The organism is Gemmobacter caeni, from assembly GCF_003054195.1.
GTDB lineage: Bacteria > Pseudomonadota > Alphaproteobacteria > Rhodobacterales > Rhodobacteraceae > Gemmobacter > Gemmobacter caeni.
In genome coordinates this window covers 26,845-40,259 of the sequence record NZ_QBKP01000017.1, presented here as the reverse complement: position 1 = coordinate 40,259, position 13,415 = coordinate 26,845, and the positions used below count along the sequence as shown (strand labels likewise).

Sequence of the window (13,415 nt, the reverse complement as noted above, 5' to 3'; positions counted from 1 at the left end):
GACTGAAGAAAAGCCGGGGGGCTGTCTGCCCCCCGGACCCCCCGAGGATATTTTTGCCAAGATGAAGGCAGGGCAGGAGCGTGCGATGAGTGAACCGGGCGAAGTTTGCGAACCGTCGCGGGCGCGGCGGTCAGGTGGGCGGGCGGCGCGGGTGGCGGTGCGGGCGGCGCCGCTGGCCGAGGCGCTGCGGCCGGTGCGGGCGGGGATGCCCGGCGGGCGTTACAGGCCGCTGAGCGAGGCAGGGGTTGCGAAGATCCATGCACAGGCGCTGGAAGCGCTGGAGGTCATCGGGCTGGCCAATGCGCCCGCCAGCGGGGTCGAGATCCTGACCGGGGCCGGGGCGGTGCAGGGAGAGGACGGGCGCATCCGTTTCCCGCGCGCGCTGGTCGAGGATATGCTGGCGGTCGCGGCGCGCGACCTGACGCTGTATGGCCGGGATGAGAAATACGACCTGCATCTGTCGGGCTCCAACGTGCATTTTGGCACGGCGGGGGCGGCGGTGCATATCGTCGATCCGGTGACTTTGGACTATCGCGAGTCGACGGCGCAGGATCTGTATGATGCTGCGCGGCTGGTACAGAACCTCGACAACATCCATTTCTACCAGCGCACCATGGTCTGCCGCGATGTGGTGGACAATTTCGACATGGATGTGAACACGCTCTATGGCTGTCTTGCGGGTACGCGCAAACATGTCGGCACCTCGTTCAGCGACCCGAGCCATGTGGCGGGCTGTTTCGACCTGCTGCATATGGTGGCAGGCGGCGAGGAGGCGTGGCGCGCGCGGCCTTTTGTCAGCAATTCCAATTGCTTTGTCGTACCGCCGATGAAATTCGCCGAAGAAAGCTGCATGGTGATGGAGGATTGCGTGCGGCGGGGGATGCCGGTCCTGCTGCTGTCTGCCGGGCAGGCCGGGGCGACAGCGCCCGCCCCCATTGCGCTGGCCATCGTGCAGGCCATGGCGGAATGTCTGGCCGGGGTGGTCTATGTCAACGCCATCCAGAAGGGCGCGCCCGCGATCTTCGGCACCTGGCCCTTTGTCAGCGATCTGCGCACCGGCGCCATGTCGGGCGGTAGCGCAGAACAGGCGCTGCTGACAGCGGGCTGCGCGCAGATGCACCGCTTCTACAACCTTCCCGGCGGTGCCGCCTCGGGCATCACCGACAGCAAGCTGCCCGACATGCAGGCGGGATGGGAACAGGGCATCACCAATACGCTGGCGGGCCTGTCCGGGCTGAACATGTGCTACGAATCGGTCGGGATGCATGCCTCGCTGCTGGGCTTCTGTCTGGAAAGCCTGATCATGGGGGATGACATTCTGGGGCAGGTCATGCGGCTGGTGCGCGGCATCGACGTGACCGAGGATTCCACCTCGATCGACGCGATGAAAGAGGCCTGTCTGGGCGGGCCGGGGCATTACCTCGGCTCTGGCCAGACGCTGAGTCTGATGCAGACAGAATATGTCTATCCGGTCGTCGGCAACCGCATGTCGCCGAAGGAATGGAACGAGGCAGGCAAGCCGGTGTTGCTCGACCGGGCGATTGCGCGCAAGAATGACATCCTCGCCAAGGCCGGTTGCCAGATCGCCCCAGAGGTTGATGCCGCCATCCGCGCTCGTTTCAACATCCATTTCCGGTGATGCCATGATCCCTGCGAACCTGCTGAAATTCTATATCGACGGTGCATGGGTCGACCCTCTGGGGGGCGAGCGTATCGGGGTGGAAAACCCGGCGACCGAAGAGATCGTGGCCGAGGTGGCGCTGGGCTCCGAGGCGGATGCCGACCGTGCCATTCTGGCCGCGCGCGCAGCTTTCGACAGCTATACCGCCACGCCGCTGGCGGATCGTATTGCTTTGGTTCGCCGCGTGCTGGAGGTCTACAACAGCCGTTACGAGGATTTCGCGCAGGCGATGAGCCTTGAGATGGGCGCGCCGATCGAATGGGCGCGCGGCGCGCAGGCCTGGGCGGGGCAGGTGCATATCGAAAGCACCATCACCGCCGCCGAGGAAATGGTCTGGGAATATTCGCGCGGCAATACGCGGATCATTTACGAAGGCATCGGGGTCTGCGCGCTGATCACGCCGTGGAACTGGCCGATGAACCAGATCGCCTGCAAGGTGGCGCCCGCGCTGATCGCCGGTTGCACCATGGTGCTGAAACCCTCGGAAATCGCACCGCTGTCTGGCACGCTGTTTGCCGAGGTTTGCCACGAGGCGGGCGTGCCGAAGGGCGTGTTCAACATGGTGAACGGCAACGGCCCGGTGGTCGGTGCGCGGATGAGCAGCCACCCCGAGGTGGATATGGTCAGCTTCACGGGGTCCACGCGCGCGGGCACGGCTGTCGCGGCGGCGGCGGCGCCCACGGTGAAACGCGTGGCGCAGGAACTCGGCGGCAAATCGGCCAATATCATCCTGCCCGGCGCCGATCTGGCGGCGGCGGTCAGCGGTGGGGTCGAGGGCTGCTTTGGCAATACCGGACAAAGCTGCGACGCACCGACCCGGATGTTCGTGCCGCGCGTGCAGCATGACGCGGCGCTGGAGATCGCGGCGGGGGCGGCGGCGGCCGTTGTCGTCGGCGACCCGCGCGACAGTGCCACCACGATGGGGCCGCTGGTCAGCCGCATGCAATTCGACAAGGTGCAGGCGCTGATCGAAAAGGGCATCGCCGAAGGTGCCACGCTGGTCTGCGGCGGGCCGGGGCGGCCCGAGGGTGTCAATCGCGGCTGGTTTGCCCGGCCGACGATCTTTGGCAATGTCACCAATGACATGACCATCGCGCGCGAGGAGATCTTTGGCCCGGTGCTGGCCATTCTGCCCTATGATACGGTCGATGAGGCCGTCGCCATGGCCAATGACACGCCCTATGGCCTTGCCGCCTATGTGCAGGGGCCCGAGGCCGAGGCGCGCGCCGTTGGGCGGCGGCTGCGGGCAGGGCAGGTGAGCCTCAATTACCCCGACTGGGACACCTTCGCCCCCTTCGGCGGCTACAAGCAATCGGGCAATGGCCGCGAATATGCGGGCTGGGGCATCCATGACTTCTGCGAGGTCAAGGCGCTGGTCGGATATGGAGAGGCATGATGCGCTACGGTTATGTCGGACTGGGCAATCTGGGCGGGCATCTTGCGGCCAGCCTGATCGGCGCGGGCTTCGATGTGACGGTCTACGACCGTAACCCGGCGCTGTCAGAACGCCACCGCGCGATGGGCGCGCGGGTGGCTACCTCGGCGGCGGAACTGGCGGCAGAGGTGGATCACGTTTTCACCTGCCTGCCCTCGCCGCAGATCAGCGAGACCGTGCTGGCGCAGATCCTGCCGGTGATGAAGCCCGGCGCGCACTGGATCGAGAATTCCACGCTCGGCCGCGACGATGTGCTGCGGCTGGGCCAGCTGGCGGCGGACCAGGGCGTCGCCATGCTGGAGGCGCCGGTCACCGGCGGCGTGCATCTGGCAGCGCGCGGCCAGATCACGGTTCTGGTGGGGGGCGAGCCTGCGCTTTACGAGACGCACAAGCCCGCGCTCGATGCCATCGGCGGGCAGCATTTCCACATGGGGCCGCTGGGCAGCGCGGCGGTGATCAAGGTCATCACCAACATGCTGGCCTTCATCCATCTGGTCGCCGATGGCGAGGCGATGATGCTGGCCAAACGCGGCGGGCTGGACCTGAAAACCGCGTGGGAGGCGATCCAGGCCTCATCCGGCAACAGCTTCGTGCATGAAACCGAGGGCCAGCTGATCCTGAACGGCAGCTATGACATCGCCTTCACCATGGATCTGGCGCTGAAGGATCTGGGCTTTGCCATGGGCTTCGGCCGCGAATTTGGCGTGCCGCTGGATCTGGCCTCGCTGGTGAACCAGACCTTCCTGAAGGGCAAGGCCGCCTATGGCGGCAGCGCGCAATCGTCGCAGATCGTCAAGCTGCTGGAAGATCTGCTGGGCACCGACCTGCGCGCCGAAGGCTTCCCGGCTCGGCTGGAATAGGCATTTTCTGTCTGAAAATATCCTCGGGGGAGTCGCCGCAGGCGACGGGGGCAAACAGCCCCCGCTCTGCAGTTTCCGAGGGCACTACGGTCAGATCAGCGCGACCAGACGCGCCGCCTCGGCCCGCACATCGGCCAGCGGGCTGCGGTCCTCGCCGGGGTGGAAACGCGCGCGGGTGGCGGTGGCCATCGGTGCGGGCGTTTCGATCAGCACGCGCGGCCCGACCTTGGCGGCCTCGGCCTGCCAGGACCGCGCCAGCGCGATCTGCGCCGCCTTGGTGGCACCATAAGCGCCGTAATACATCTCGCCGCCATGCGGATCGTCAAGGAACAGCGCCGTTGCCCGGTCGGAGCCGCGCAGCAGCGGCTCCATCATCGGAATCAGAACGCCGGTCGCCCGCACATTGGTGGCGATGGATTTGTCCCAGTCCTTCACATCAAGGAAGTTCGCCGGGGCCAGCGGGGCCGCATGGATGGCGGTATGGACCCAGAGATCGGCATGGCCCCAGCGGTCATAGACCGCGCGGCACAGATGGGCCATGGCGTCGTCATTGGTGATGTCCATGGGGGCAAGGGTCAGCTCGCCCGCGCCGGGCTGGCGGGCGGCTTTCACCCGGTCATCCACCTCTTCCAGCCCGCCGGTGGTGCGGGCCACGGCGACGACATGCCAGCCCCGGCAGGCCAGTTCCTCGGCGATGGCGGCGCCGAGGCCGCGCGAGGCGCCGGTGACGATTGCGATGCGTTGGCTCATCGGGATGACCTCCAGCCGGGGGAATGCGTTTGCCCCCGGGGGTTTCACACCCCCGGACCCCCGTGGGATATTTGAGCCAAGATGAAAGGACAAGAGCGGCGGCTGCGACGCGGCCGCGCAGGTCTTATTCGGCGGCCTTCATCTCGAAGCCTTCGGCGATTTTGTCCGAAGGGGCTATGGGATACTCGCCCGAGAAGCAGGCGTCACAGAATTTCGGCGATTTCGGATCGCGGCCCGCGGCCTCGCCCGCCGCGCGATAAAGCCCGTCGAGCGAGATGAACTTCAGGCTGTCGACGCCGATCCAGTCGCGCATCTCGTCTTCCGTCATGGTGGCGGCAAGGAGCTTCGAACGCTCGGGCGTGTCGACACCGTAGAAGCACGGCCAGGCGGTCGGCGGCGAGGCGATGCGGAAATGCACCTCGGCGGCGCCTGCGTCGAGGATCATGTCCTTGATCTTGCGCGACGTGGTGCCGCGCACCACCGAATCGTCCACAAGGATCACCCGCTTGCCCCGGATCAGGGCGCGGTTCACGTTCAGCTTCAGCCGCACACCCATGTTGCGGATCGCGTCGGTCGGTTCGATGAAAGTGCGGCCCATATATTGGTTGCGGATGATCCCCATGGCGTAGGGGATGCCGGATTGCTGCGAATAGCCGATGGCGGCGGGGGTGCCGCTGTCCGGGACCGGGCAGACCAGATCGGCCTCGACCGGGGCTTCCTTGGCCAGCTCCACGCCGATCTGGCGGCGGGTTTCATAAACCGAGCGGCCTTGCAGGATCGAATCGGGGCGCGAGAAATACACCTGTTCGAAGATGCAGAAGCGCGAGGGGGCCTGATTGAAGGGGCGGGTGCTTTCGACCTTGTTGCCCTCGATCACCACCATCTCACCCGGCTCGATCTCGCGCACGAACTCGGCGCCGATGATGTCAAGCGCGCAGGTTTCGGACGAGAGGGCCCAGCCGCTGTCGCCGATCCGGCCCAGCACCAGCGGGCGCACGCCATGCGGGTCGCGCACCCCGATCAGCTTGGTCCGCGTCATGGCGACCACCGAGAAGGCGCCTTCCACCCGGCGCAGCGCATCCTTGATGCGTTCCGCGATGTTCTTCTGGATCGAGCGCGCCATCAGGTGAATGATGCATTCGCTGTCCGAGGAAGACTGGAAGATCGAGCCGCGCTCGATCAGTTCCTTGCGCAGCTGCGCGGCATTGGTCAGGTTGCCGTTGTGCGCGATGGCCGCGCCGCCCATGGAAAATTCGCCAAAGAAGGGCTGCACATCGCGGATCGCGGTCGCGCCTTTCGACCCGGCGGTGGAATAGCGCACATGGCCGATGCCTATGGCGCCGGGCAGGGTGGCCATGACATCTGCGCGGGTGAAGTTATCGCGCACATAGCCGAAGCGACGGGCCGAGTTGAAGCCCTGTTCCGGGTCATAGGTGACGATGCCACCGGCCTCCTGCCCGCGATGTTGCAGGGCATGCAGGCCGAGCGCCACGAAATTCGCGGCATCGCTGACGCCGGTCACACCGAAGACGCCGCATTCTTCCTTGAGCTTGTCGCCGTCCTCGACGGGGTCGAAAGGGGTGCCGGGGATGGCGCGCATGGTGGCTCTCCGAATCCGAGGGGGGCTTTCGCGCCCCATGTAATGCGAAGGGGCGTGAGTGTCACGCCCCTTACACATTCAGTTGTTCGTCGCCGGGGCCTCTGGCGCGGCGGGTTCCGCCGGTGCCGCACAGATACTCACCAGCCCTTCGTATTTGCTGACGATCCAGCCCGGCGCGTCCGAGGGGATCTGATCGTCGATATTGCCCTGGAACGAGGCAAAGACCTTGGCCGAGCGCGAGTTGTCGACCATGGGGATGGAATTGGAGGCCACCGCGCGGTCGTAGACGATGAAGGCGATGGCGACCAGCACGACACCCCGCACCACGCCGAACAGGAAGCCGAGGCCCTGGTCAAGGCCGCCCAGCATGGTCTGGTTCACCCAGCCCGACAGCAGCGGCGTGAAGATCGCGGCGACCACAAGGCCCACGGCGAAGACGGCAGCGAAGGCGGCGATGACCGAAAGTTCGCAGCTGTCCGCCAGCATCTGGCCGACGACCGGCAGTTCCTTGACCAGCGGTTGTGCCTCGGCGGCAAACAGATAGGCCAGCAGCGCCGCGCCGATCCAGCCAAGGATAGCCATGGCCTCGCGGATCAGGCCGCGCGAATAGGCGAGGATCGCCGACAGCACGATGACCCCGGCCACCACGCCGTCAATGATGGTGAAACCTTCCATTCCCGTCTCCCCTCGGGGCTTATCCCGCCCCGAACATTTCGCCGACAAGCGCCGTCAGATCGGCCATCTCGCGCAGGCGCATTCCCTCGGCCTGCCCGGATTTCGACCGGGCGGGCAGTGTCGCCTGTGAAAAACCAAGTTTCGCCGCTTCTTTCAACCTGTTTTCGGTCTGGCCCACCGGGCGCAGGGCACCTGACAGCGAGATTTCCCCGAAAAGCACCATGTCGGGCGGAATTGCCACATCCTCGCGCGCGCTCAGAAGCGCTGCGGCCACGGCCATATCGGCGGCGGGTTCTGTGACGCGCATGCCGCCCGCGACGTTGAGAAACACATCCAGCCCGGCGAAGGGGATGCCGCAGCGCGCCTCCAGCACCGCGAGGATCGTGGAAAGCCGCCCCGAATCAAGCCCGACCACCGTGCGGCGCGGCGTGCCGAGGTTGGAGGGCGCGACCAGTGCCTGAATTTCGGTCAGCACCGGGCGTGTGCCCTCGATCCCGGCGAAAACGGCGGAACCGGGGGTGGCGGCCTCGCGGTCTGACAGGAACAGGGCCGAGGGGTTCAGCACCTCGGTCAGCCCGTCGCCTGCCATTTCGAACACACCAATTTCATCGGCGGGACCAAAGCGGTTCTTCACCGCGCGCAGGATGCGGAACTGGTGGCCGCGCTCGCCCTCGAAGTAAAGCACGGTGTCGACCATGTGTTCCAGCACACGGGGACCGGCGATGGCGCCTTCCTTCGTCACATGGCCCACGATCACCACCGCCGTGCCGCGACGTTTGGCGAAGTTTACCAACTCATGCGCGGCGGCACGGACCTGGCTGACAGATCCGGGGGCGCTTTCGACATTATCGAGCCACATGGTCTGGATCGAATCGATGATCGCCAGCGCAGGGCGTTCGGTATCCAGCGTGGTCAGGATGTCGCGCAGGTTGGTTTCGGCTCCAAGGCCGACAGGCGCCTGTTGTAGGCCAAGGCGTTGCGCTCGCATCCGAACCTGCGCCGCCGCTTCCTCGCCCGAGATATACAGGCATTTCAGCCCCTTGCGGGCGAAACTGGCGGCGGCTTGCAGAAGCAGTGTCGATTTGCCGATGCCCGGATCGCCACCGACCAGAATGGCCGAGGCGGGGACAAGGCCACCGCCCAGCACGCGGTCCAGCTCGCCAATGCCGCTTTGGGCGCGGGGCGGCGGGGCTTCCTCGGTCGCCAGATCGGTCAGGGGGATGGTGCGGCCGCGCGCCGTGGGCTTTGGCCCGGCGGAGAGGGCCGCTTCCTCGGCGATGGAGTTCCACGCCCCGCAGGCGTCGCATTTGCCCGCCCATTTGGTATAGGCCGCCCCGCAGGCGGAACAGACGTAGCTGACCGTTGCCTTCGCCATCAGAACCACGCCTCGGCGGTCAGGGTCAGCGAGCGCTTGCGCGCCTCGAAATCCCAGGTGTCGGTGACGAGGATCAGCTCATCCGCCTGCGTGGCGGCCACGATCCCCTCCAGCCCCGCGCGCACCTGATCCGGCGTGCCGACGGCATGGCTGCTGAGCATGGCCGCCACATGCGCCTCTTCGCGCGGCGTCCAGTCCAGATCGCCGGGCGGCATCTGATAGCGGCGGTTGTTGCGGATCAGGCCCAGAAAGCCCTTCTGCATCGTGGTGAACAGATGCCGCGCCTCGGCCTCGGTTTCGGCGCAGACCACATTGGCGGCAACGATGGCATGCGGCGCCTTCAGCCGGTCCGAGGGCTTGAAATGCGCGCGGTAAAGATGCAGCGCCTCATGCAATGCCGCAGGGGCGAAATGCGAGGCGAAAGCATAGGGCAGGCCCAGTTCGGCGGCCAGCATGGCGCCGAAATGCGACGAGCCGAGGATGATGGCCTGCACTTCGGTCCCGGCGGCGGGCACGGCGGTGATGCCCAGGTTGTTTTCGGCGGCGAACCAGCCCATCAGCTCCACCACATCCTGCGGGAAATGATCGGCCCCGTGCGGGTCGCGGCGCAGCGCGCGGATTAGCGTCGCGCCATCGGTGCCCGGCGCGCGGCCAAGGCCAAGGTCGATCCGGCCGGGGAACAGCTGCGCCAGCGTGCCGAATTGTTCGGCCACCACATAGGGCGCGTGATTGGGCAGCATGACGCCCCCGGCACCGATGCGGATGCGCGAGGTTGCGGCGCCCACATGGGCGATAACCACGGGCGTCGCGGCCGAGGCGACGCCGACCATATTGTGGTGCTCTGCCACCCAGTAACGATCAAACCCGAGCGACTCGACATGCGCTGCGATTCCCGCCGCATTGCGCAATGCCTGTGCAGGCCCCTGATCCTCGCGCACACGGGTCAGATCAAGCAGCGACAGCGGGGGACGGGTCATTTCGGGCTCCGTAGAAACAGCGAGATCAGGATGAGGGCGGTGAACAGGTAAAGTCCCCATGCCACCTCGACAGTGGCAAGCCCTACGCCCTTCACGATCACGACATAAAGCGCGATCAGGAACACATCGGCCATGGCCAGCTTTCCCAGCACGGCCAGTGCCGGTTCGGCGCGCACGTCCAGCAGGCCGAAATCGCGAAGGGCCCGCCCGAGAACCTTCATCATGGGCGCGAAGACCGCGCAGAAAGTGACCACAAGTGCCAGAACCGCATCGCTTTTCCACAGCGATTGCAGGCCGGAAATGACCGAGATTTCCGAAAGGCCGAAGACCGGCAACAGGCCGGCCCGCAGAAGGGGCGCGAACCACGACACCGGAAACAGCAGGGCAAGGGCAAGGTTGAGGGCGCGCGACATGGCCGCGACCATGGGGGCAAATGCAACCCGCCGCAAGATGCGGTCAGTGCAGCCCGTCGCTCTTCGGCCCGTCGGTCTTGCCGTTGTGCAGCGCCAGCGGCACCACATTCGCCTCGCGCGGTTCGTCGAAATCATAGCCGAGAGAGGGCAGCACCTCGCGCAGATCGGCCTCCAGCCGGCGAATCTGGGTATGGTTGCGGCGTTCCTCGGCCTCCACATCGGTCAGCCAGCGCTTCAGCTCATCGCAGGTCATGCGCGCCAGCTTGATGCGTTCGGACAGCAGGTCGGCATCGGACTGCCGCGCCTTCAGGAATTCGCGGGCACGGTTCACCTTGTCGTCGGAATAGGCGCGGGCCAGATCGCGCGACTGGAAGGACATCTGCGCCGCCAGTTCCAGAAGTTCGGGTTCAACATGGCGCAGATCGGGGTGCTTGCGCAGCAGTTCCATCCGCTGTCGCATGGATTCGAACTCGTTCGACAGGCTGAACACGCCCGTCCGGTCGGCAGCATGGGCAAGGCTGTAGGCGCGCTTCACATCCTCCATCCCGATCTGGAAAGAGCGGTGGCTCTTCTCCAGCCGCAGCATCCGGGTATTGGCCGGGATGAAGAAGCAGATGCAGAGCATCAGTAGGGTCAGCGCCAGTTGCACCCACATGCCGGCATCGGGCAGGGGCACATCTCCCCATGCCAGTGTCATGCTCGGCCATGGCATCTGTCCAAGCGCCGCCAGCAGGCTTGAGAGGCAGAGGAAAGCGGTAACCGAGACGATGGCCCCGAAGGCGAGGGATTGCGCAACGCCCTGGGCCTGCCGGACCAGAGGACCGTGACTGTCGAACATGCGAAACCCCCGTTAACGAATTTGTTCCAGAATTCCGCTCAATGCCTCAAAGGCAACACATTTTCGCCATGATTGCGGAAAACGCCTGAAAAATCCAGTGGATCGCATGTATTGTTTCCATGCCGGAAACGTGCGCCGCAACCTGGGCGGGAAATTTGCCGGAGGAGTGCTGGCTCAGCGCAGCGATTCGATGGGGCCTTCGGCGCGACCATGGATGAACTGCTGGACGTAAGGGTCTGGCGTCGCATCCATTTCCGAAACCGGCCCGGTCCACCGCACCTTGCCGCCATGCAGCATCGCCACATTGTCGGCGATGGCCCGGACCGAAGACATATCGTGTGTGATCGTCATGGCGGTCGCACCCATCTCGGTCACGATCTCGCGGATCAGATCATTGATGACACCCGACATGATCGGGTCCAGCCCGGTGGTTGGCTCGTCGAAGAAGATGATCTCCGGCTCGGCTGCGATGGCGCGGGCAAGGCTGACACGCTTCTGCATGCCGCCCGAAAGCTCGGCGGGGTAGAGGTCGGCCACATGCGGACCAAGCCCGACGCGGCGCAGCTTTTCAATGGCGATCTCGCGCGCCTCGGTCTTGGAGCGTTTCAGCGTGCCGCGCAGCAGGCGGAAGGCGACGTTTTCCCAGATGCGCATGCTGTCGAACAGCGCGCCACCCTGAAACAGCATGCCAAAGCGCGCCAGAAAGGCATCGCGGTCGCCGCGCGTCACATCCTGCCCGTCCAGCGTAATCTGCCCCGCATCCGGCGTCACCAGCCCGAGAATGCATTTCAGCAGCACCGACTTGCCGGTGCCCGAGCCACCGATGATGACCATGGAGGTGCCGCTGGCAATGGTCAGATCCACGCCGCGCAACACCTTGTTGCTGCCGAAGGTCTTGTGGACGCCGGAAAGCTCGATCATGAGAAGAACAGCTCCGTCAGCAGGTAGTTTGCCGCGAAGATCAGCACCGAGGCAGACACCACGGCGGCCTTGGTCGCAGCCCCCACACCCTGTGCGCCACGACCCGAATGCATGCCGTGATAGCAGCCCATCAGCGCCACCAGAAACCCGAAGGCCGCGCCCTTGATCAGGCCCGAGGACACGTCCCAGACCTCAAGGAAATCCATGGTGTTCTTCAGATAGGCAGCCGAATTGAAATGCAGCCGGTTCACCCCGACCAGCCAGCCGCCCATGATGCCGATGGCATCGCCCACGCCCACCAGCACCGGCACCGCCAGCGTGGCCGCGACGACGCGGGGCACGGCAAGGTATTTCAGCGGGTTGGTGGACAGGGTGACCAGCGCGTCAATCTGTTCGGTCACCTTCATCGTGCCGATTTCCGCCGCGATGGAGGAGGCGACGCGCGCTGCCACCATCAGACCGCCCAGCACCGGCCCCAGCTCGCGCACCATGCCGATGGCCACGATGGCGGGCACCACCGCCTCGGCGCTGAAGCGCGCGCCCCCGGCATAGATCTGCAAGGCCAGCGCGCCGCCGGTGAAAAGGGCGGTCAGGCCGACCACGGGCAGGGAAAACCAGCCGATCTGCATCAGCGCATGAAAGAACTCGCGCGGATACCATGGCGGGCGGAAGATGTGGCTGACCACCTGCGCGGCAAAGATCGCCACCCGGCCCAGATGCGCCAGCAGGCCCAGCGTCACGCGCCCCAGCGCGGCAACCGGCGACAGAAGGCTCACACCTGCCCCCGCGTGGTGGTCGTTGCGTAGCGGCGGGTATAGCGGTGCCCGAGCGATGTCAGCACTTCATAGCCGATGGTCCCGGCGATATCGGCCAGATCGTCCACCCCCTGCATTGGCCCCAGCAGGTCCAGCGTGCGGGGGATGTCGCGCAGATGGCTGACATCGACGGTGATGAGGTCCATCGAAACACGGCCGACGATGGGGCAGGGCACCTCACCATCCCACAGCGTCGCGGCATTGGAGTAGCGCCGGGTCAGCCCGTCGGCATAGCCAGCGGCAACGGTGGCGATCAGCCGCGGCTCCTCGGCAGTATAGCCGCAGGAATAGCCCACGATCTCGCCCGCCGCGACTTCGCGGATCTGGATGACCGGCAGCGCCAGCGCCACCACAGGCTGCGCACTTTCCCACGGACGGCCGCCATACAGACCCACTCCGGGGCGGGTCAGTTCGAAATGGTAATCCGGCCCCAGCAGGATGCCGCCGGTCGCCGCAAGGCTGCGTGGCACGCCGATCCCGTCGGTCATGGCGTGAAATTCGGCCAGTTGCGCCTCGTTCAGCGGATGGCCCGGCTCGTCGGCGCAGGCCAGATGGCTCATCACCAGTTCCGGGCCCTGTTCCAGCACCAGCGCTGCCACCGCCTCCCATTCCGGGGCTTCCAGCCCCAGACGGTTCATCCCGGTATCGAGCTGCACCCCGAACGGATGGCCGGGCAGGCTTTCCAGATGCCGGGTGATCTGTTCCACCGAATTGAGCATCGGTGTCAGGTCCAGGTCATGCACCATCTCGGTGTCGCCCGCCATATGGCCGGACAGCACGCAAATTTGCGGTCCGGGGCCAAGTGCCTGCCGCACGGCGGCGCCTTCCTCGGCCACGGCCACGAAGAACCGCCGCGCCCCGGCCTCGGCCAGCGCACGCACAACGCGTTTGGCGCCAAGCCCATAGGCATCGGCTTTCACCACCGCAGCAGTCTGGGTGGTCGGGTCACTCATCCGGTCCAGCGCGCGCCAGTTGGCGGCGATGGCATCAAGGTCAATGGTCAGGGTCGCGGTAGCCATGAAGCGGTTTTGACAGGGCGGGCGGGAAGGTCAAGGGGAAATGGCGGCCGCCCGGC

Annotated in this window: 13 protein-coding genes; 3 read left to right on the top strand and 10 right to left on the bottom strand. The window is 65.8% G+C overall.

Features of this window, described 5'->3' with window-relative positions; all coding sequences use genetic code 11:
* Window positions 1-85: 85 nt before the first annotated feature.
* From C8N34_RS20275 to C8N34_RS20265, 3 genes are read left to right on the top strand one after another with little or no spacing between them, the layout of a single operon-like run.
* The gene (locus C8N34_RS20275; protein ID WP_108130280.1) at window positions 86-1,639 is read left to right on the top strand and encodes a trimethylamine methyltransferase family protein; all 1,554 of its coding nucleotides are present in this window, start codon (window positions 86-88) and stop codon (window positions 1,637-1,639) included.
* Between the two features lie 4 nt (window positions 1,640-1,643).
* Window positions 1,644-3,077 carry an aldehyde dehydrogenase family protein gene (locus C8N34_RS20270; protein WP_108130279.1) on the top strand — a complete coding sequence of 478 codons (1,434 nt, stop codon included), beginning with the start codon at window positions 1,644-1,646 and terminating at the stop codon, window positions 3,075-3,077.
* Window positions 3,077-3,976 carry an NAD(P)-dependent oxidoreductase gene (locus C8N34_RS20265; protein WP_108130278.1) on the top strand — a complete coding sequence of 300 codons (900 nt, stop codon included), beginning with the start codon at window positions 3,077-3,079 and terminating at the stop codon, window positions 3,974-3,976. The genes C8N34_RS20270 and C8N34_RS20265 overlap by 1 nt, the downstream gene beginning before the upstream one ends.
* Window positions 3,977-4,066: 90 nt before the next feature.
* Here C8N34_RS20265 and C8N34_RS20260 read toward each other — a convergent pair whose 3' ends face one another.
* From C8N34_RS20260 to alr, 10 genes are all read right to left on the bottom strand, one after another.
* On the bottom strand, window positions 4,067-4,726 hold the full coding sequence (locus C8N34_RS20260; RefSeq protein WP_054303233.1) for an SDR family NAD(P)-dependent oxidoreductase: 660 nt from the start codon (window positions 4,724-4,726) through the stop codon (window positions 4,067-4,069).
* 124 nt (window positions 4,727-4,850) lie between these two features.
* Window positions 4,851-6,326 carry an amidophosphoribosyltransferase gene (gene purF / locus C8N34_RS20255; protein WP_054303232.1) on the bottom strand — a complete coding sequence of 492 codons (1,476 nt, stop codon included), beginning with the start codon at window positions 6,324-6,326 and terminating at the stop codon, window positions 4,851-4,853.
* A 78-nt stretch (window positions 6,327-6,404) separates the two neighbouring features.
* Entirely contained in the window at window positions 6,405-7,001 is a 597-nt protein-coding gene (locus tag C8N34_RS20250; RefSeq protein ID WP_054303231.1) for a CvpA family protein, read from the bottom strand.
* Between the two features lie 19 nt (window positions 7,002-7,020).
* Complete coding sequence (gene radA / locus C8N34_RS20245; protein ID WP_054303230.1) at window positions 7,021-8,376, bottom strand: DNA repair protein RadA; 1,356 nt, start codon at window positions 8,374-8,376, stop codon at window positions 7,021-7,023.
* Window positions 8,376-9,353: an LLM class flavin-dependent oxidoreductase gene (locus tag C8N34_RS20240; RefSeq protein ID WP_108130277.1), complete on the bottom strand. Its 978-nt coding sequence runs from the start codon at window positions 9,351-9,353 to the stop codon at window positions 8,376-8,378. The genes radA and C8N34_RS20240 overlap by 1 nt, the downstream gene beginning before the upstream one ends.
* The gene (locus tag C8N34_RS20235) at window positions 9,350-9,766 is read right to left on the bottom strand and encodes a paraquat-inducible protein A (RefSeq protein ID WP_054303266.1); all 417 of its coding nucleotides are present in this window, start codon (window positions 9,764-9,766) and stop codon (window positions 9,350-9,352) included. The genes C8N34_RS20240 and C8N34_RS20235 overlap by 4 nt, the downstream gene beginning before the upstream one ends.
* A 43-nt stretch (window positions 9,767-9,809) precedes the next feature.
* Complete coding sequence (locus C8N34_RS20230; protein WP_054303228.1) at window positions 9,810-10,604, bottom strand: hypothetical protein; 795 nt, start codon at window positions 10,602-10,604, stop codon at window positions 9,810-9,812.
* A gap of 174 nt (window positions 10,605-10,778) precedes the next feature.
* The gene (locus tag C8N34_RS20225; protein ID WP_054303227.1) at window positions 10,779-11,525 is read right to left on the bottom strand and encodes an ABC transporter ATP-binding protein; all 747 of its coding nucleotides are present in this window, start codon (window positions 11,523-11,525) and stop codon (window positions 10,779-10,781) included.
* Window positions 11,522-12,292 (bottom strand): MlaE family ABC transporter permease, encoded by a 771-nt coding sequence (locus C8N34_RS20220; RefSeq protein ID WP_407645595.1) that lies wholly within the window; start codon window positions 12,290-12,292, stop codon window positions 11,522-11,524. The genes C8N34_RS20225 and C8N34_RS20220 overlap by 4 nt, the downstream gene beginning before the upstream one ends.
* A gap of 5 nt (window positions 12,293-12,297) precedes the next feature.
* On the bottom strand, window positions 12,298-13,359 hold the full coding sequence (gene alr / locus C8N34_RS20215) for an alanine racemase (RefSeq protein WP_054303225.1): 1,062 nt from the start codon (window positions 13,357-13,359) through the stop codon (window positions 12,298-12,300).
* Window positions 13,360-13,415: the final 56 nt, after the last annotated feature.

What these genes read in the sequence shown, in the direction of transcription:
- C8N34_RS20275 (WP_108130280.1), top strand. Translation starts at nt 86, where the DNA reads ATGAGTGAACCGGGCGAAGTTTGCGAACCGTCGCGGGCGCGGCGGTCA.
- C8N34_RS20270 (WP_108130279.1), top strand. Translation starts at nt 1,644, where the DNA reads ATGATCCCTGCGAACCTGCTGAAATTCTATATCGACGGTGCATGGGTC.
- C8N34_RS20265 (WP_108130278.1), top strand. Translation starts at nt 3,077, where the DNA reads ATGCGCTACGGTTATGTCGGACTGGGCAATCTGGGCGGGCATCTTGCG.
- C8N34_RS20260 (WP_054303233.1), bottom strand. Translation starts at nt 4,726, where the DNA reads ATGAGCCAACGCATCGCAATCGTCACCGGCGCCTCGCGCGGCCTCGGC.
- purF (WP_054303232.1), bottom strand. Translation starts at nt 6,326, where the DNA reads ATGCGCGCCATCCCCGGCACCCCTTTCGACCCCGTCGAGGACGGCGAC.
- C8N34_RS20250 (WP_054303231.1), bottom strand. Translation starts at nt 7,001, where the DNA reads ATGGAAGGTTTCACCATCATTGACGGCGTGGTGGCCGGGGTCATCGTG.
- radA (WP_054303230.1), bottom strand. Translation starts at nt 8,376, where the DNA reads ATGGCGAAGGCAACGGTCAGCTACGTCTGTTCCGCCTGCGGGGCGGCC.
- C8N34_RS20240 (WP_108130277.1), bottom strand. Translation starts at nt 9,353, where the DNA reads ATGACCCGTCCCCCGCTGTCGCTGCTTGATCTGACCCGTGTGCGCGAG.
- C8N34_RS20235 (WP_054303266.1), bottom strand. Translation starts at nt 9,766, where the DNA reads ATGTCGCGCGCCCTCAACCTTGCCCTTGCCCTGCTGTTTCCGGTGTCG.
- C8N34_RS20230 (WP_054303228.1), bottom strand. Translation starts at nt 10,604, where the DNA reads ATGTTCGACAGTCACGGTCCTCTGGTCCGGCAGGCCCAGGGCGTTGCG.
- C8N34_RS20225 (WP_054303227.1), bottom strand. Translation starts at nt 11,525, where the DNA reads ATGATCGAGCTTTCCGGCGTCCACAAGACCTTCGGCAGCAACAAGGTG.
- alr (WP_054303225.1), bottom strand. Translation starts at nt 13,359, where the DNA reads ATGGCTACCGCGACCCTGACCATTGACCTTGATGCCATCGCCGCCAAC.